Below are 18,409 nucleotides of genomic sequence, written 5' to 3'. Positions count from 1 at the left end.
TCCTCGCCCACGGTCAGCTCGTCTCACCGGCCATGCTGAAGCTGCGCAGCCGGTCCACCGCGGCCAGGGTGCAGCCCAGGACGAAGATCACCGCCAGCACCACGGACGCCGTGAGGGAGACTTTGGACTCCAGGATGGCGGTCGGGGCGATCTTGTCGGCGATCGTGATCACGTACTGCTCGATGGACAGCACCCGGGTGCCGCTGACGAAGCGGCCCAGCAGGCCCTCCCAGACCAGGATGTAGACCAGGCCGAGCAGCACCGGCCGGCGGGTCAGCAGGCTCAGCAGCAGGAAGAACGCCGAGTACGCGCACGCACCGACCACCGCGGCCGCCGCCAGGCCCAGGCCCAGTCGCGCCGAGTCGGCCAGCGCGCCCGCCACGAACAGCGGCACCGCCGACGTCACCGCGCTGACCCCGATCGCGACGCCCAGCTTGGCCAGGATGATGTCGCGGCGGGGCAGCGGCTTGGTCAGGATGTGCACGATCGTGCCGTCGTCCACTTCGGAGCCGAGCACGCCGGTGCCCACGATCAGGCTGATCACCGGGAGCACCACGGCCAGGCCCAGGCCGACCAGCACCGGGGCGCCCCAGTCGGCCGGGTTGACGTCGTAGGAGCGGCACAGCACGGCCAGGCCGACCAGCAGCAGCGGCAGGGGCAGCAGCAGGAGCACCCGGCGCCGGCCGAACAGGCCGCGGGCAGTGATCCACGCAACGGTCGACACGTCAGGCCTCCAGCAGGTAGGAGAAGACACTCTCCAGGGATTCGTCGGAGGGCAGCAGCTTGCGCAGCCGGATGCCCTCACCGATGGCGATGCGCGGCAGTGCGCGGGTGAAGCTGCCGTAGTCGGACGCGCGTACGGTCAGCCCGGCGTTGTCGATCTCCACGCCGCTGACCGACTTCTCGCCGATCAGGGCCACGGCCAGCCGGCGGTCGTCGGACGACTGCACGGCGAAGACGTGCGGGCGGTTGGTCATCAGCCGGCGGATCCGGCGGTAGTCGCCCGAGGCGGCGAGCCGGCCCGCCACGATCACCTGGACCGTGCCCGAGACCTGCTCCACCTCCTCCAGGATGTGCGAGCTGAACAGGATCGTGTGGCCCCGGTCGCCCAGCTCGTGCAGCAGGCCCATCATGTGCATCCGCTGCCGCGGGTCCATACCGTTGAACGGCTCGTCCAGCAGCAGCACCTGCGGGTCGTGCACCAGGGCCGCGGCGACCCGGGTGCGCTGGCGCATGCCCTTGGAGTAGGTCTCGATCCGGCGGTCTGCGGCGTCGGTCATCTCGACCAGGTGCAGTGCCCGCTCGGCAGCGGCCTTCGGGTCGGGCAGCTTCTGCATCTTGGCGCTGGCCTGGACGAACTCGCGGGCGGTGAGGAAGCCGTGCACCGCCTCGCGCTCGGCGACCAGGCCGAGCCGGCGGTAGATCTCCGGGTTGCGCCAGGTCGGCGCGCCGTCGACGGTCACCGTGCCGCGCGAGGGCGACAGGAAGCCCGCCATCATGTGCAGCACGGTGGTCTTGCCGGCCCCGTTCGGGCCGAGCAGGCCGGTGACGCCCGGTTCCAGCGTCATGCTGATGTCGTTGACCGCCACCACGTTGCCGTACCAGCGGGACACGTTCTCGAGCTCGACTGTGGTCACAGCGAGGCCACCCTCCGGTAGCGGGCCAGTAGCAGCAGCAGGCAGGTGGCGATCAGGGTGGCCGCCTCGATGGCGTACACCACGCCGAACTCGCCGATGTTCAGGCCCGTGTTGGCCCCGCTGATCAGCCACTGCCCGACGCCGCTGACCACGGTCATCGGGCTGGCCAGGCCGGCCAGGTCCTGCGCGGTGGACGACGGCAGGATGGACAGCACACCGACCACCGGGGTGGTCATCAGGAAGACGGCGACGATGCCGCCGGCGGCGAACGCCCGCTTGCCGGTCAGGGAGGCGATCAGCAGGCCGATCGCGGTGAAGAGCAGCGCCCAGATCAGGCTGTAGCCCCAGGCCGGGAGCAGGTCCTCGATCTCGTTCCAGACCCCGGACATCCCGGTCTTGGTGGTGAACGCGCCGCCCAGGAAGATGATGAACTGCGGGCCGGCCAGCAGGATCCACACCGCGGTCACCATCGCGGCGACCTTGGCACCGATGTAGTCGGCGGCCCGCAACGGCCGGCTGAAGTAGAGCGGCAGCACCCCCGAGCGCAGGTCGCGGGAGACCAGCTCCGGAGCCACGATCGCGACGAAGAAGATGATCAGCCAGCTCATCGCGTCGGCGAACTGGATGTAGTTGAGCGGCAGGGTGCCGAGCTGGGCGCGTACCGCCGCGAGGATCACCGCGACCAGGGCGACGATCCCGAAGACCAGCCACGGGAAGATCTTGGCCTTGGCCGACCGGCCGAAGCCGTAGGCCGCGCGCAGGCCGTGCACGTAGATGGCGGCGAACACGGCGCCGCGGCCCAGCCGCGGGCCGGTGTAGCGCTGGTATCCGATGTCGTGGATGACGCTCGACTCAGGCATCCGCGGTCTCCCTCGTGGCGAAGAGCTCGGCCACCCGGTGGCGTCGCTGGTCCAGGCGGTGCAGCGGCAGATCGAGATCGGCCACCACCTGCAGGACGTGGTCGTAGGTGGCCTCCTGGGTCAGCGGCACGAGCAGCATCCGGCCGTCCCGGGTGACCGGCAGCTCCAGCGCTTCCAGCGCCGCCGCCAGTTCGTCCGTACCCTCGCTGACCTCGACCGCCAGCACCTCGCTGGCCTCGGTCATGGCCGAGATGCGGTCGGCGCGCAGCAGCCGGCCGCCCTCGATCGCGACCAGCGAGTCGCAGATCCGCTCGACCTCGCCGAGCAGGTGCGAGCAGACCACCACCGAGATGCCGAACTCGTTGCCGATGCGCTGGATCAACGCCAGCATGGCGTCGCGCCCGGCCGGGTCCAGGCCGTTGGTCGGCTCGTCGAGCAGCAGCAGGTCGGGGTCGTGCACCAGGGCCTGGGCGAGCTTGACCCGCTGCTTCATGCCGGTCGAGTAGCCGCCGATCTGCCGGTAGCGCTCCTCGTAGAGCCCGACGTGGCGCAGCGCCTCGGAGGCACGTTCGCGGGCGGCGGTGCGCGGCAGCCCGCTGATCCGGCCCAGGTGGGTGACGAACTCGGCGGCGGAGACGTCCGGGGGCAGCGCGTCGTGCTCCGGCATGTAGCCGACCTTGGCGCGGACCCGGTCGGGGTCGACGGTGGGATCGATGTCGAAGACCCGCACCTGCCCGCCGGTCGGCGCGATCAAGCCCAGCATGATCTTGATGAAGGTCGACTTGCCGGCGCCGTTGGCGCCGACCAGTCCGATGATCCCGGGCTCGACAGCGACGGTGAGGTCATGCAGGGCGGTCACCTGCGTGCCGTACGTCTTGGTCAACCCTTGGGTAACGATGAGGCTCACAGCCGACAGCCTAGGAACCCGTGTCACCGAAGCGGATCAGGTAAACCCCCGAGTCCCCCCTGAGTACGGGACACACGGCGACTGGATCACATGCAAAGATGCCGCTGGATTTCATCGGACATCGAAGCAACACGGGGGTACGGCGCATGGCACCACGCCTGACGAAGCGCGCACGGCACGGCAGACATCGGCTCACTCAGGCGCTCGCAGGCATCGCTGTCGCCGCCGCGCTGCTCACCGCCCCGCAGACCGCCTCCGCCGCGACCGAGGAGCCCGTACCGTCCGCCTCGGCGTCGGCTCCCGCCGAGCCGTCCCCGCCGGTCACGCCGAGCCCGTCGGCCGATGAGACCACCCCCGCGGCGACCCCTGATCCGTCCCTGCCGTCCAGCCCGAGCAAAGCGCCGCAGCCGACGGCGCAGCCCAAGCCGAAGCCGAGCAGGGCTGACGTGGCCGCCGCCGAGCCCTGCGGTGGTGTGATCACCCTCGGCACGGCAGTGGACTGCGAGGAGATCAAGGACAAGCAGAAGCACGTCTACACGCTGACCACCACGGCGGACGGCGAGCGGCTGATCCTTGTGCTGCGCGCGCAGGTCGAGGGTGGCGAGAGCCTGAGCGGCACACTCACCAGCGCCGACGGCGAGACCAGCTGCTACCTGGGGACGTACCCGAGTGACTGTGTCCTCGGGGCCGCGGGCACTTACACGATCACGGTGAGCCTCTACTCCGGATCTGGCAGCAACGCCTACGCGCTCGGCGTCGACTCGCGGTCACACCCGTCGGCGTGCGCCACGCTGAAGAACGAATCCCTGGCCTTCCCGGTCACCACCACGCAGGGCACGCTGGCGGCCGGCTCGGCCGGGCGGTGCTACCGCATCGACCAGGCCGAGGACACGCTCGTCCGGATCTCGGTGGGCGGCGTCGGCGGTTCCGACGTGCGCGGCCAGCTGGAGAACGCGGCCGGCGAGAGCATCTGCTACCTGCAGGACGCCCGCGAGTGCACGCTGACCGGCGCCGGGCCGTACAGCTTCTTCGTGACCGAGCAGTACGGCGCCGCGACGGCTTACCGGGTCGCCGTGACCCGGTTGTCCGACCCGGCCGGCTGCGACGACGTGCCGGTGGCGACGTTCGGTGACCCGGGCGACCGCTCCGGTTCGGCGACGATCGGCGGCGAGAACGTCACCTGCCAGACCTTCACCGCGGCCGCCGGCCTGCACCTGCTCACCTTCGACAACTCCCAGTACCTGAACTGGCGGGTGGCCGACCGCACCGGTGCTGTGCTCTGCAGCAAGTGGGGTGAGCAGCGCGAGCTGTGCCCGCTGCCCGCCGCGGGCACGTACACGCTGTTCGGCGAGAGCAGCGACTCCTGGGTCGACCCGCACACCGTCACCGTCGCCGTCTTCCCGCTCGCCTCGACGACGGGTTGCGGCCCGTCCGTCGGCACCGCCTGGGACACCCCGGCCGTACGGGTGCGGGTGACCTCGCCCCTGCAGGTCGAGTGCAACCCGCTCGACGCGCAGCCGGGCGACCGGATCGATCTGCGCTCGGGCGGCTGGATCACCGACGCCACCGGCGAGCGGATCTGCGACGCGGTCCGCGAGGACGACGAGAAGGGCTGTGTTTTGCCCGGGAACGGGCCGTACCGGATCATCTCGGAGCCGTCCTGGCGTGAGGACCCCGACGACCGGTGGGCCGAGATCGAGGCACGCCGGCTCAACAACCCGCAGGGATGCGCGACCGTCCCGGTCGGCCGGTACGGCGCCGCCCCGGCCGGTACGCCCACCGCGGCCGAGTGCCGCACGCTGACCGTGCCGGCCGCGGGCGAGTACCGCGTCGAGGTCGTCGACGACGAGAACTACCACGGCTACGGCACGATCTTCGACCAGGCCGGCAAGCGCGTGTGCGAGGTCGGCAGCTGCACCTTCCCGGCGCCGGCGTCGTACACGCTGGTGACCGAGGGCAGCACCTATGCCACGGTGCTGCTGCCGGCGGCCAGTGCCGCGAATGGCTGCGTGCAGGCGTCCGACCAGCCCACCGCCACCCCGGCCAAGGGTGAGTTCAAGGCCGCCGGTCAGTACGACTGCCTGCTCCTGCCCGCCCCCACGGGCGCCGGCCTGGCCCTGCTCAAGCCGCAGGACGCCACCGGCACGGGCCGCCCGGAGATGACGGTGTACGACGCCACCGGCAACTACGAGTGCGACATCTACCAGCTCCGGGACTACTCCTGCGTGCTGGAGGGCACCGCGCCGTTCCACGTGGTGCTGCACCTCGACGAGGACACCGACTCCGTCACCGGGCCGTACGCGCTGACCTTCGCCCGTACCAGCGGCGGGCCGGCCTGTCCGACGCTGGCGAGCGGCGCCACGCCGTCGCTGACGCTGGGCGGCGACAAGTACGTCGGCTGCTTCACGTTGCCGGCCGGTCAGCACTCGGCGAGCGAGGTGCTGTCGTTCCGGCGTACCGCGGGGACCGGCAAGGCCCGGCTGTCCGTCTTCGGTCCGACCGGCTCGCGGCGTTGCTACACGCAGGCCTCCGACGCCAACTTCACTGTCTGCCAGCTGGAGGCGGGCGCCGCCACGGTCCTGGTCGAGGGCAGCACGGCGACGGGCACGTTCTCGTTCTCGCGCAGGGACGTCACCGCAGCCGCGACGGGTTGCACCCAGATCACGTCCACAGTGATCGGTTCGCCCTCGCTGACCGGCACCCTGTCCTCCCGCGGGGATCTGCGCTGCTACCAGGTGTCGGCGAACGCGGCCGACCGGGTGCTCATCGACAGTCGCGACGCCGATAACGTGTCGCGCACGATCGTGCTGGACCCGGACGGCGAGACCACCAGCTGCGCCGGTTACGTCAGCGCCTGCGCGGTCACCGGTGAGAGCAAGTACCAGGTGCTGGTGTGGAGCCTGGGCACCGGCAGCACGGCGTACCAGCTCAATGTGTGGAAGGTGTGGGCCAACGGTCAGCCGCCCGCCGAGTGTGCCAAGGTGCCGTCGGCCGCGTACGGCTTCGGCCCGTACACCGGCACGCTGAGCAGCACGAAGCCCGCGCTGTGCGTGGTCGCCCCGGCCAGCTACTACGACGACCTGACCATCGACGTCAACAACCCCGACGACCCGGACGACGGCTTCTTCTGGGACGCCGGCATGTACGTGGTCACCGGCAGCAGCGGCATGCAGAGCTGCGCGATCGGCGAGGGCGGGTTCCACTGCTGGCACGGGCGGCAGCCGCTCGAGCCGACCGTGTACCTGCTGACCAACGGCAATCGCGCGAGTGAGCACCCGTACCGGCTCGATGCGACCTGCCACAGCCCGCTCTGCGGCGGGGAAAAGTTCACCGCGACGGCGGCCGCGCCGGCGTCGGTGGCCAACGGCGCCAAGCGCACCATCACCGTCACCGGCACGTCCCTGCACCTGCGGGACACGGTCCTGGTCACACCGTCGGGCAGCCCGGCGTTGACCGCGACCGTCAAGTCGGTGTCGGCGGATCGCCGGACGCTGACCGCCGAGGTCGATCTGACCACGGCTCCCACCGGCCCGGTCGCGCTGAGCATCGACTCGTTCGGCGCCGACGCCGAGCCGGTCGTGCTGGCCAACGCCTTCACCGTCACGCTGACGGCGTTGCAGGCCACCAAGGCACCGGCGATCACCGGCACCGTCGCGGTCGGCTCGACGGTCAAGGTCTCGGCCGGCAGCTGGACGCCCGCGGCGACGTCGTACACCTACCAGTGGCGGGCCAACGGGTCGGCGATCCGGGGTGCGAGCGGGTCGTCGTACCCGGTCGGCGCCGCGGTGCTCGGCAAGCGGCTCACGGTGACCGTCACCGCGATCCGGTCGGGCCACCAGGCCGGGTCGGCGACCTCCGCGGCGTCGGTCGCGGTCGCCAAGGGCAAGGCCCCGGCGGCCACCAAGAAGCCGGCCATCACCGGTACGGCCAAGGTCGGCCGCACGGTCAAGGTGTCCGCCGGCACCTGGTCGCCGAAGGCCGACTCGTACCGCTACGAGTGGCGGCTGGGCGGCAAGCTCATCCGCGGCGCCACCAAGTCGTCGCTGAAGCTGACCTCCTCGATGCGCAACAAGAAGGTCACCGTCACGGTGATCGCCCGCAAGACCGGCTACACCGACGGCAAGGCCACCAGCAAGGCCGTCACCGTCCGCCGCTGAGCCGCGGCAATTCGGCTTACGGCAGGCTGGGCGCGACGTCGACCTGGAAGATCGGCATCTTGCCCAGCTTGCGGTAGGCCATCAGGGCCTCCGGGGTCGCGTCCACCGACGAGTCGCGACCGTCCTGGTTGTGCGGGGTGTCGAAGTGCACCAGCGCCCGGATCTTCGGGAAGTTGCGGATCTGCCGGCCCACCTCGCGGTAGAACTCCGCCTTGTGCCCGGGGTTCTTCTTCGAGGACCAGACGCCCCACTCGGCCACCATCAGCGGCTTGTCCGGGTGCTTGCTCGCGGCCCAGTTGTAGAAGCCGGGCCAGTTCGGGCGGGCCGAGCTCTGCCGGTTCAGCAGTTCGGCGAAGTCACCGTGGCCGTAGCCGGGGTCGCTGTAGGCGTACGTGTCGAAGCCGATCCAGTCGACCACGTCGTTGCCGGGGTACATGTCGTCGAACCACTTCTTGCTGGTGTGCGGCACGTACGCCATGTGCACCAGCACGGTGACGAGGTTGTCGACCCCGTGCCCGCGCAGCCGCTTGACCACGTACCGGTACATGTCCGAGTAGTCCTCGGCGGTGTAGCCGGAGCCCTTCTTCTCCTTGACGTTGTCCTCGGCCTCGTGGTGCACCGTGAAGAAGAACTGCTCCGGGTAGTCCTTGTTGATGTGCCGGGCCAGCCGGTCGAGGAACGCGTCGGTGGCCTTGTCGCCCTTGGCGATGGCGGCCCAGGAGGCTCCGGCCGGCTTCCAGTTCAGGAAGAGGATGCGTTCGCGGCCGGGTTCGCGCGCGATCTTCCGCTCCGCCTCCGTCGGGAAGAGCTGCCGGTTGCCCTTGTGGTAGGCGTGGTAGACGGCCTGGTGCCGGTCGGTCTTGCGTTCGAAGTCGGCCAGCGCGCGCCGGCCGCGGTCGTCGGTGAAGGCGCCGGGGGCCACGCCCCAGAGCACGCCGCAGGACGGGACGAGTTTGCGCCCGGTGCGACAGCGCTGCCCGTTGCGGTCACGCATCGCCGGCTGGGGTGCGGCCAGCGCGGTCTGTCCCGGGCCCGGCCGGCCGGCCGAGGCACTCGGGGCGGCCGAGCCGGACGGTACGGGCACTCCCGAGGCGCTGGGTCCGGCCGTCGGGGCGCCGGGGATCGCCGGCACGCCGGGTTCCGCCGGCGGCCGGGCGCCGGGCAGCGGGGGCAGGGGCCCGCCGGGCCGGGTGACCACGGGTTCGGTGCCGGGCAGTCCGAGCTGATCGACGCCGCCGGTCCAGGCCCACGACAGGGTGGCCACCACGGAGAGGGCAAAGATCGCCGTCATGGCGATGAGGTGCAGGAGCCTGGTCCGGCGCGGTCGACGTCTCACGATCGCCCACTATCCGACCTAAAGTCCGTTTTGTCGACTACCACCGCCGGTTCGCCGCGTGGCGACGGTCTAGATCAGACAGAGTGCCGACCCCGCTCGACCGCAAGGAGTGCGGCTGCGAAACTGTCCCTCAAGCCGCTGCAAGGGGAGTCTTAGGTGAACGACGGTTCTGTGCTGCCCGAGGACGTGCTGCGTGACGCGCCGTCGTACACGCCGCGCGCACACGAACTCGCCGACCTGGAGTTGCTGCTCTCCGGGGCGTACGCGCCGCTGACCGGCTTCCTCGGGCGGGCCGACCTGACGGCCCTGCGCCGCCGCGGCCGGCTCGCCGACGGGACCCCGTGGCCGGTCGGGGTCACCTGCGAGATCCCCGCCGAGATGGGCGCGGCCCTGAACCTGGACGATCCGCTGCGCCGCACGGTGGTGCTCACCGACCCCGAGGGCGCGCCCGTCGCCGCGGTGGAGGTCAGCGACGCCTGGCCGACCACCGAGCAGATGTACGCCATCGGCGGCACGGTGCGCCGGATGGGCGACGGCGGGCACGGACCGTTCCAACGGCTGCGGCGTACCCCCGAGGAAGTGAAGGCCCTGCTCCCGCCGGGCCGGGTCCTCGGGGTCATCGCCGACCGGCCGCTGCACCGCCCGCAGCTGGCCCAGATCGCGCACGCCGCCCGCACCCTGGCGGCACACCTGCTGATCATCATCCCGGTCACCGGCCCCGGCCCGGACGGGCTGCCGCCGGAGGCGCTGGTCCGCGCGATCTTCGCGGCCCGCGACCGGATGCCGCCGGCCACGATCGTCGCGGTGCCGCTGATGCCGCGCAACGACGAGATGCGCGACGCGCTGCTGCGGGCCCGGGTGGCGACGGCGTACGGCGTCACCCACGTCCTGTCCACCGGCGACATGCTCTCCGGCGGCGGCCTGCGGGTGCTGGTCCCCCGCGAGCTCGCCTACGACAACCGCGACGGTCAGTGGCGCTGGCGCGACGACATCCCGCCCCGCAACCGCCGGCTGGCGATGACCCCGGCCGAGGTGGAGGACCTGCTCGACCGCGGCTTCCCGCTGCCCGAGTGGCACACCCCGCCGGCCGTGGCCAAGGAGCTGTCCCGGGTCCGGCCACCGCGCCGCCACCGCGGCCTGGTCGTCTTCTTCACCGGCTTCTCCGGCTCCGGCAAGTCCACGATCGCCCGCGGCCTGGCCGACTCGCTGCGGGAGAGCGGCGAGCGCACGATCACCTTCCTCGACGGCGACGTGGTGCGCCGCGAGCTCTCGGCCGGGCTCGGGTTCAGCCGGGCCGACCGGGACCGCAACGTACGGCGGATCGGCTGGGTGGCGGCCGAGGTGGCCCGACACCGCGGCATGTCCATCGCCTGCCCGATCGCCCCGTACGCCGACGCCCGGGCCGCCGTACGCGCGATGGCCACCGAGGCCGGGGCCGGGTTCGTGCTGGTGCACGTGGCGACCCCGCTGGAGGTCTGCGAGCGCCGCGACCGCAAGGGCCTGTACGCCCGCGCCCGGGCCGGCCAGCTGCGCGGGATGACCGGCATCGACGACCCGTACGAGGTGCCGGCGGACGCCGAGCTGACCCTGGACACCACGGACATGACCGTGGTCGAGGCGATCGATGTGGTGCTGGCGTACCTGGTGGAGAGCGGCTGGGTGGAACCGAACATGAAGTAACCGGTGGCGGCGGAGTAGTTACGCATCGGCGCACGGGCCGTTTACCCCCTACGGGGGCGAAACGCCCGATTGCCGTCAACTCACTCCACACCCCGAAAGGGCCGCCGAACCGATGGAAGATCCGCGCCCGGTGTCCGCCGACCTCTCGCATTACCTGGGCGTCTTCCGCCGGCACTGGTGGGTCGTGCTCGCCGCCGCGGGGGCCGGGCTCGGGCTCGGCGCCCTGGTCACCCAGGTCGTGCCCAAGGTCTACGAATCATCGACCTCGGTGCTGGTGCAGGCCGTGTCCGGGGACACCAACGCCTCCGGCGGCCGGACCAAGGGCCCGATCAACCTGGACACCGAGGCCCAGCTGGTCGGCTCGGGCGCGGTCGCGGTCAAGGCCGCAGCCCTGCTGCGCTCGCCGATCTCGCCGATCGAGCTGGCCCACGACGTCTCCGTCGAGGTGCCGGCCAACACCACCGTGCTGGTGATCCGCTTCCAGGCGGACAACCCGCAGGGCGCGCAGGCCGGGTCGCACGCGTTCGCGGAGGCGTACCTGCGCAACCGCGAGGAGACCGCCCGGGCCGAGCTGGACCAGAAGATCAAGACGCTGAACCTCAAGGCCAAACAGCTCACCACGAACCTGACCAGCATCAACAACCGGCTGGCCAAGGCGTCGGACGGCAGCTTCGAGCGCGGCAACCTGGAGAGCCTGCGCAACAACTCGCAGAACCAGCTCAACAGCATCACCGGCCGGCTCAACGAGCTGACCACCGCCACCGTCAGCGCCGGCAGCATCATCAGCGACGCCCGCGTACCGGAGACCCCGATCAGCCCGAACGCGATGCTCAACATCGCCACCGGCGGGATGGTGGGGCTGCTGGCCGGGCTGGCACTGGCCTTCATCCGGGAACGCTTCGACCGGCGCCTGCGCAGCGCGGCCGACGTACGCGACCGGGGGCGGATCCCGGTGCTGGCGGCGCTGGACGAGCGGACCACCCCGCACTTCGACGACGTGCTGCAGCCGTACGGGCCGGGCGGGCGGGTCTTCAACCGGCTGCGCAACGAGATCCTGGCCAGCCTGAACAGCGGGGACCAGATCATCGTGGTGACCGGGGCCAGCCGGGGCTCGGCGACCACGCTGGTGGCGGCGAACCTGGCTGCCGCGCTGGCGCGTACCGGAAGTGATGTCGTGCTGATCGGCGCGCACCTGCCGGACAGCGTCGTGGACGCGGCCCCGCTGGCCCGGATGCTCGGCGTCGCGCCGATGCCGGGCCTGTCCGACCTGCTGGCCGGCCGGATCGGCCTGCACAAGGCGATGCAGCGGACCCCGCGCATCCCGTCGCTGCGGGTCATCACGACCGGCGGCGCAGCGACCGCGGCCGGGCTGATGCAGTCCCAGCGGCTGCGCGACACGTTGGAGGCGCTGCGCCGGCAGACCGGTTACGTGGTCATCGAGGCGCCGTCGACCAGCAGCAGCGCCGACGCGCAGAGCCTGGCCAGCCTGGCCGACGCGGCCATCCTCGCGGTCGAGCTGCGCCGGGCCAAGCGCCCGGCCCTGCTGGACGCGGCCGAGCAGCTCAGCCGGGTCGGCACGCCGCTGCTGGGTGCCGTAGTGCTGCCCCGGCTGAACGCGATGCGGGCCGACGAGCAGAACCTGCCGGTGGTCACCCTGCCGGCCGAGCGCCGGCCCGAACCGCGGCCCACGCAGCGGCCGGAGCAGCAGCACAGCGAGGAACGGTCGGAGCCGCGCCCGGACGAGACCGCGGTGCTGGACACCGAGCGCACCCAGCAGATGCGGCGGGTGCCGGCCGGTCCCACGCCGGGCGGATCCTCGATGGGCGGCCCGGTCCGCCCGCGCCCGAGCGAGCTGGACGAGGTCACCGCGATCATCGACCTGGGCTCGGCGGGCACCCAGACCAAGACGGCCGAGAAGACCGGCGAGCAGCCGGACGAGAAGTGACGCTGGTCGTCCCGGGCGGCCCTGGCACCACCAGCACCCGGGCCGCCGGGCCCGCGCACAGCGCCCCGGCGAAGCGGACGACCGCCCTGCCGGCCTGGCCGCTGGCGAGCATGCTGGCGTTCTATCCCCTGTGGTGGGCGCTCGGCCTGGGCGTGCTGATCTTCCCGCTGATGGCGGTGCCGATGCTGGTGCTGCTGCTGCGCCGGCGGGCCGCCGGCCGGCCCGTGCTGCTGCCGCCCGGCTTCGCCTGGTGGCTGCTGTTCCTGGCCGCGGTCGTGGTGAGCATCGCGGCGCTGGGCGCCGACCCGAGCGGGACGGTGGCCGAGCCGGCGAGCGGCCGCCTGATCGCGGTCGTCTACCGGCTGTCCCTGTACGCGTCCCTGACCGTCCTGCTGGTGTACGCGGGCAACCTCACCGAGCTCGAGCTCTCCCGCCGGCGCCTGGTCAAGCTGCTCGGCTGGCTCTTCGTCGTCACCGTGCTCGGCGGGCTGCTCGGCATGGTCGCCGGGCGGTTCGAGTTCACCTCGCCGGTCGAGCTGCTGCTGCCCCAGGGCCTGCGCAGCAAGGGTTTCGTGCAGTCGATGGTGCACCCGTACGCCGCGCAGATCATGGACCTGGTCGGCGGTGAGAAGCCCCGCCCGGCCGCGCCGTGGGGTTACACCAACACCTGGGGCAACAACTTCTGCCTGCTGATGGTCTGGCTGGTGGTGGCGGCCGGGGCCGCGCGGCGCGGTGGCGTCAAGCTGCTGGCGGCGCTCTGCCTGGGCGTCTCGATCGTCCCGGCGGTCGTCTCGCTCAACCGCGGCCTGTGGATCGGCATCGGCGTGGTCGTGCTCTACGTCGCCGTCCGGTACGTGCTCATGGGCCGGCTGTGGGTCATCGCGGCGGTCCTGTTCGCCGCGGCCGGCCTGGTCCTCGCCCTGGTCGCCACCCCGCTCGGCGACACGGTCAACGCCCGCATCGACAACGGCAAGTCCAACGGGGTGCGCTCGTTCCTGATCGAGCGCGCAGTCGACGGTTTCGCCGAGTCCCCGGTGATCGGCTTCGGCTCGACCCGCAACACGATCGGCGGCCGCAACTCGATCACCGTCGGCGAGAGTTCCGAGTGTGAGCGCTGCGGCAACTTCACCGTCGGCGGCAACGGCCAGTTCTGGCAGCTGATGTACGCCCACGGCGCCGCCGGCACCATCGCCTACCTGGCCTTCTTCGGCTACGGGCTGTGGCGTTTCCGGCGCGACCGGACCCCGGTCGGGATCGCCGGCAGCGCCGCCATCGTCAGCTCCTTCTCGGCGATGCTCTGGTACAACTCGCTGGCCACCCCCCTGGTCTTCATGTTCCTGGCGTACGCGCTGCTCTGGCGCAACGAACAAGAGGCGAACAGATCCGGAGGGCCAGCCCATGAGTCCCGTTAAGACCGCACCCGCCGCCCTGACGGCGGGCGACTCGGCACTGCGCACGCAGTACCTCGCCGAGGTGCTGGAGCTGCTCTACCCGGCACCGTGCGACACCACCGGTGGCCCCGGCGAGCCGATCACCGAATACCTGGTAGTGCCGGACGCGCGCCGGCCCCGGCTGCTGGTGCCGAACACCTCCCGCCGGGTCGCCGCCGCGGCGGTACGCCGTTACGCCGAACCGCAGTCCCGCAGCGCCCGCCTCAAGCGGGACGCGGTGGTGGCGGCTCTGCGCACCGGCGCCTCCGGGGTGCTGCTGCGCGACCGGATCAAGGTCACCGGCCCGGCCGGGGAGAGCATCGACGGGCACCTGCGCCAGGAGCTGGGCCGTGAGCTGTCGGTCAGCATCCACATCGGACCGGCTCGGGCCAACCGCAAGCCGGTGCTGCAGCTCATCAGTCCCGAGGGCGAGACCTTCGGCTTCGGCAAGCTCGGCACCGGCCCGCTGACCCAGCGGCTGGTCAAGGCCGAGACCTCGGCGCTGACCGCGCTCGGCACCGTCGGGCTGACCAAGCTGGCCGTGCCGACCGTGCTGCACGCCGGGCAGTGGCGCGGCCTGCAGGTGCTGATCCAGTCGGCGCTGCCGGTCTGGCTGCCCCGGGCGCCGCTGACCCAGCGCCGGCTGATCGCCGCCATGCTCGACATCGCCGGGTGCTGCGGCTATCACAGCGGCACGCTGGTCGGCAGCGCGTACTGGGCCGAGTTGCGCGGGCGGCTGGCGGCGCTCGGCGACCGGCCCGAGGGGGTCGCGCTGACCTCGGCCGCGGAGCTGCTCGCCACCCACGCGGGGCAGCACACCCTGCGGTACGGCGCCTGGCACGGCGACTGGGCCCCATGGAACATGGCCAACCTTGCCGACGCGCTGCTGGTCTGGGACTGGGAACGCTTCGCCACCGGAGTGCCGGTCGGCTTCGACGCCGTGCACCACGAGTTGCAGAAGCGGATCCAATCCACCGGCGACGCCGCCGCCGCGGTCGAGGCGACCGTGCGCCGGGCCGGGGAGCTGCTCGCGCCGTTCGGGGTGGCCGACGAAGTCCGGGAGCTGACCGCCCTGCTCTACCTGATCGACCTGGCCGCGCGGTACCTGGCCGACCGCCAGGCCGAGGCGGGCGCCCGGCTGGGCGTGCTCGGCACCTGGCTGCTGCCGGTCCTGATCCGCCGGGTCGAAGAGCTGTGACCCGCCACCACACCATCGGAAGGCCGCAGTAACCATGGACGTCTCCAAAGTTCCGACACCCGTCAAGCGGGTCGTGCACCTGGGCACGCGCTCGTACGGCCGGCTCACCGCCCCGGCCCGGATGACCCCGTCGTTCCTGATCTGCGGTGGTCAGCGCTGCGGCACGACCTCGCTCTACCGCGCGCTCGCCGCGCACCCGGCGGTGCTCAAAGCGGTGCTGCACAAGGGCGTGCACTACTTCGACGTGTCCTACGACCGGGGCATGGGCTGGTACAAGGGCCACTTCCCGATGCAGCGCAGCGCGGAGAAGATCCGCACCCGCTACGGCGTGGACGCGCAGACCTTCGAGTCGAGCCCGTACTACATGTACCACCCGCAGGCGGCCGCCCGGATCGCCGCGGACCTGCCCGGGGCGAAGCTCGTGGTGCTGGTCCGGGACCCGGTCGAGCGGGCCTACTCGCAGCACCACCACGAGGTGGCCCGGGGCTTCGAGCAGGAACGCGACTTCGGCAACGCGCTGGCCCTCGAAGCCGCCCGGCTGCACCGCCAGGAGCACAAACTGGCGACCGACCCGACCTACTACTCCTTCGGCCACCAGCACCACGCCTACCGGGCCCGCGGCGAGTACGCCCGCTACCTGAGCGTGATGGCCCAGCACGTCGGCCGGGAACGCATCCACGTGGTGGAGAGCGAGCGGTTCTTCGCCGAGCCCGAGCAGACGTACGACGAGGTGTGCCGGTTCCTGGGTCTGCCGACCGACCTCGGGCACCCGCCGTTCGAACGGCACAACGCCCGGCCCCGGCAGTCCGACATGGACCCGGTGCTGCGCCAGGACCTGACCGAGCACTTCGCGCCGCACGACGACGCCCTGATCACGTGGCTGGGCCGGGTGCCCATCTGGCGCCAGGCATGACCGACTGCACCGAGCGCAGCGAGGGCCAGAAGGGCATGCCCAGCCGGTACAGCATGACCGTCACCGACGTCGCGGCGCCGGACCGCAGCGGCACCCGGGGCGTCGCCCGCGGCGGGCTGGCCAACATGGTCGGCTCGGCGCTGGCCGGCGGCACCGGCGTCGTGGTCACCTGGATCGTCGCCCGCAGCCTCGGCGCCGAGCAGGCCGGCGCGTTCTTCGCCGCCACGGCGGCCTTCGTGCTGGCCGGCGGGCTGGCCAAGCTGGGTACGCAGACGGGCCTGGTCTACTGGCCGGCCCGGCTGCGCGCCACCGGCCGCGACCACCTGCTCGGCGCCTGCCTGCGGATCGCGCTGACCCCGGTCGTCGTGCTCGCGCTGGTGCTGGCCGTCGCGATGTGGTTCGGTGCCCCGGCGATCGCCCACCTCACCGCCGAGGACTCGCCGCACGTCCTGGCCGGGCACACCACGGCCCTGCGGGTGCTGGCCGTCTTCCTGCCGTTGCAGGCGCTCACCGACGCGCTGCTCACCGCCACCCGCGGCTACAAGGCCATGCGGCCGACCGTCACCCTGGACCGCGTCATGCGCAGCACGCTGCAGTTGCTGTGCGTCGGCGCGGTCGGGGTGGCGACGCTGTGGGGCACGGCGACGTTGCCCGCGTTCGCGTTCGCCTGGGCGGTGCCGTATCTGCCGGTGGTGATCCTGGCGGCGGTCGCTCTGCGGCGCACGTACCTGGCCGCCCGGCCCGACGGCCCGCGCACCCGCCGCCGCGACCGCCGGCAGCTGCGTCGCGACTTCTGGCGGTTCACCGGGCCGCGGGCCCTGGCCAGCGTCGCGCAGCTGGCCCTGCAGCGCATCGACGTGCTGCTGGTGGCGGCCCTCGGCGGGCTGGCCCCGGCCGCGATCTACGCGGTCGCCGGCCGGTTCGTGGTGCTCATCCAGTTCGCCAACCAGGGCATCTCCCAGTCGGTGCAGCCGCGGCTGGCCGAGGCCCTCGCGGTCGGCGACCGGGACACCGCCAACCACCTCTACCAGACGGCCACCGGCTGGCTGGTGCTCGTCACCTGGCCGATCACCTTCCTGGTCATCCTGTTCGCGCCGGTCTACCTCGGACTGTTCGGCGCCGGCTACCGCAGCGGCGCGAACGTGGTGGTCGTGCTGGGCTGCGCGATGCTCGTCGCCACCGGCTGCGGCATGGTCGACATGGTGCTGGCGATGGCCGGGCGCACCTCCTGGAACCTGATCAACGTCCTGGTCGCGCTGGGCGTCACCGTCGGCCTGGACGTGCTGCTGATCCCCCGGTACGGCGCCCTCGGCGCCGCGATCGGGCTGGCCTGCGCGATGGTCGCCAACAACGTGCTGCCGCTGATCCAGGTGGGCCGGGCCGCCCGGCTGCACCCGTTCGGCCCCGGGACGCTGGCCGCCGCCGGGCTCTCCGTCGCCTGTTTCGGCGTCCTGCCCCGGCTCGTGACCGTCGTGGCGGGCGCCGGCCCGGCCGGCCTGTCGCTGGCTGTCGCGCTGGCCGTGCCCGCCTTCGCCGCCGGCGCGTGGCTGCTGCGCGGACGTCTCGGCCTCAACGCCTTCAAGCCCCGCAAGCTCACTCAGAGGAGGACCGGTTGACCACCGAATACACCAAGGTGTTCCAGGACGCCGAAGCCGTCGACAAGTACGAGCACGTCACGTACGCGCCGGACAGCTACGCGTCGCGGATCAACGAGCGGCAGCAGGCGTACCTGCGCAAGCTCGTCGCCCGGGAGTTCGACACCGCACCGGTGCAGCACGACTTCGCCTGTGGCACCGGGCGCGCCATCCGTACGCTGCACGGCCTAGTCCGCGAGGCGCACGGCTACGACACGTCCGCCGAGATGATGGCCAAGGCCGCCGAGGTGGGCTCGCAGGCGCACTGGCACCAGGTGCCGATGGACGGCCCGGTGCCGGAGCCGGTGCGGGCCGGACACCCGGCGATCGTGACGATGTTCCGGCTGCTGCTCAACGTGCACGCCGACGTGCGGGACCGGGCCATCGCGTTCGCCGCCAAGGCGTTGCCGGACGCGGCCTCCGGGCTGCTCGTGGTGGAGAACCACGGCAACGCCGGATCGCTGCGGCACCTGCGGGCCCGGCGGCACTCGGGGGAGCGCTGGTTCGCCGAGCTGTCCCACGAGGAGGTCGGCGAACTGCTCGACCGGCACGGCTTCGAGGTGATCGAACGGCGGGGCTTCTCGATGCTGACCGAGTCGCTGGACCACAAGCTGCTGGCCCGCGCCGCCGACGCGGCGGCCCGCAAACTGCCCGGCACCGACAGCTTCGCGGTCAACGTCCTCTACACCGCCCGGCGGAAGAAGTAGCCACT

The 18,409-nt window shown here is 72.0% G+C and carries 13 protein-coding genes; 8 read left to right on the top strand and 5 right to left on the bottom strand.

The window, feature by feature from the left end:
* Positions 1–13 precede the first annotated feature (13 nt).
* From ACQP2Y_RS05260 to ACQP2Y_RS05245, 4 genes are read right to left on the bottom strand one after another with little or no spacing between them, the layout of a single operon-like run.
* On the bottom strand, positions 14–724 hold the full coding sequence (locus ACQP2Y_RS05260; RefSeq protein WP_433725065.1) for an ABC transporter permease: 711 nt from the start codon (positions 722–724) through the stop codon (positions 14–16).
* 1 nt (position 725) lies between these two features.
* The gene (locus ACQP2Y_RS05255; RefSeq protein ID WP_433725063.1) at positions 726–1,637 is read right to left on the bottom strand and encodes an ABC transporter ATP-binding protein; all 912 of its coding nucleotides are present in this window, start codon (positions 1,635–1,637) and stop codon (positions 726–728) included.
* Complete coding sequence (locus ACQP2Y_RS05250) at positions 1,634–2,497, bottom strand: ABC transporter permease (RefSeq protein WP_433725061.1); 864 nt, start codon at positions 2,495–2,497, stop codon at positions 1,634–1,636. The genes ACQP2Y_RS05255 and ACQP2Y_RS05250 overlap by 4 nt, the downstream gene beginning before the upstream one ends.
* Positions 2,490–3,404, bottom strand: coding sequence for an ABC transporter ATP-binding protein (locus ACQP2Y_RS05245; RefSeq protein WP_433725059.1), 915 nt, complete (start codon positions 3,402–3,404; stop codon positions 2,490–2,492). Before ACQP2Y_RS05245 ends, ACQP2Y_RS05250 begins: the two co-directional genes overlap by 8 nt.
* 146 nt (positions 3,405–3,550) lie before the next feature.
* Here ACQP2Y_RS05245 and ACQP2Y_RS05240 point away from each other — a divergent pair, with 146 nt between their 5' ends.
* Entirely contained in the window at positions 3,551–7,561 is a 4,011-nt protein-coding gene (locus tag ACQP2Y_RS05240; RefSeq protein WP_433725057.1) for a hypothetical protein, read from the top strand.
* A gap of 16 nt (positions 7,562–7,577) precedes the next feature.
* Here the strand turns inward: ACQP2Y_RS05240 and ACQP2Y_RS05235 are convergent, their stop codons facing one another.
* A complete protein-coding gene (locus ACQP2Y_RS05235; RefSeq protein ID WP_433725055.1) occupies positions 7,578–8,897 on the bottom strand; it encodes a glycosyl hydrolase in 1,320 nt (439 codons plus the stop codon).
* A gap of 156 nt (positions 8,898–9,053) precedes the next feature.
* Between ACQP2Y_RS05235 and cysC the strand changes: the two genes are divergently transcribed.
* From cysC to ACQP2Y_RS05200, 7 genes are all read left to right on the top strand, one after another.
* On the top strand, positions 9,054–10,577 hold the full coding sequence (cysC, locus tag ACQP2Y_RS05230; RefSeq protein WP_433725053.1) for an adenylyl-sulfate kinase: 1,524 nt from the start codon (positions 9,054–9,056) through the stop codon (positions 10,575–10,577).
* A gap of 112 nt (positions 10,578–10,689) precedes the next feature.
* Positions 10,690–12,522 carry a Wzz/FepE/Etk N-terminal domain-containing protein gene (locus tag ACQP2Y_RS05225; protein ID WP_433725051.1) on the top strand — a complete coding sequence of 611 codons (1,833 nt, stop codon included), beginning with the start codon at positions 10,690–10,692 and terminating at the stop codon, positions 12,520–12,522.
* Positions 12,519–13,934, top strand: coding sequence for an O-antigen ligase family protein (locus ACQP2Y_RS05220; RefSeq protein ID WP_433725049.1), 1,416 nt, complete (start codon positions 12,519–12,521; stop codon positions 13,932–13,934). Before ACQP2Y_RS05225 ends, ACQP2Y_RS05220 begins: the two co-directional genes overlap by 4 nt.
* Positions 13,921–15,150 (top strand): hypothetical protein, encoded by a 1,230-nt coding sequence (locus tag ACQP2Y_RS05215; RefSeq protein WP_433725047.1) that lies wholly within the window; start codon positions 13,921–13,923, stop codon positions 15,148–15,150. The genes ACQP2Y_RS05220 and ACQP2Y_RS05215 overlap by 14 nt, the downstream gene beginning before the upstream one ends.
* A gap of 34 nt (positions 15,151–15,184) precedes the next feature.
* Entirely contained in the window at positions 15,185–16,063 is an 879-nt protein-coding gene (locus tag ACQP2Y_RS05210; protein ID WP_433725045.1) for a sulfotransferase family protein, read from the top strand.
* Entirely contained in the window at positions 16,060–17,679 is a 1,620-nt protein-coding gene (locus tag ACQP2Y_RS05205; RefSeq protein WP_433725043.1) for a lipopolysaccharide biosynthesis protein, read from the top strand. Before ACQP2Y_RS05210 ends, ACQP2Y_RS05205 begins: the two co-directional genes overlap by 4 nt.
* The gene (locus ACQP2Y_RS05200; protein WP_433725041.1) at positions 17,676–18,404 is read left to right on the top strand and encodes a methyltransferase domain-containing protein; all 729 of its coding nucleotides are present in this window, start codon (positions 17,676–17,678) and stop codon (positions 18,402–18,404) included. Before ACQP2Y_RS05205 ends, ACQP2Y_RS05200 begins: the two co-directional genes overlap by 4 nt.
* The last annotated feature ends 5 nt before the right edge of the window (positions 18,405–18,409 follow it).

The organism is Actinoplanes sp. CA-051413 (genome assembly GCF_050955795.1).
GTDB lineage: Bacteria > Actinomycetota > Actinomycetes > Mycobacteriales > Micromonosporaceae > Actinoplanes.
This window is presented reverse-complemented; position numbering and strand designations above follow the sequence as displayed.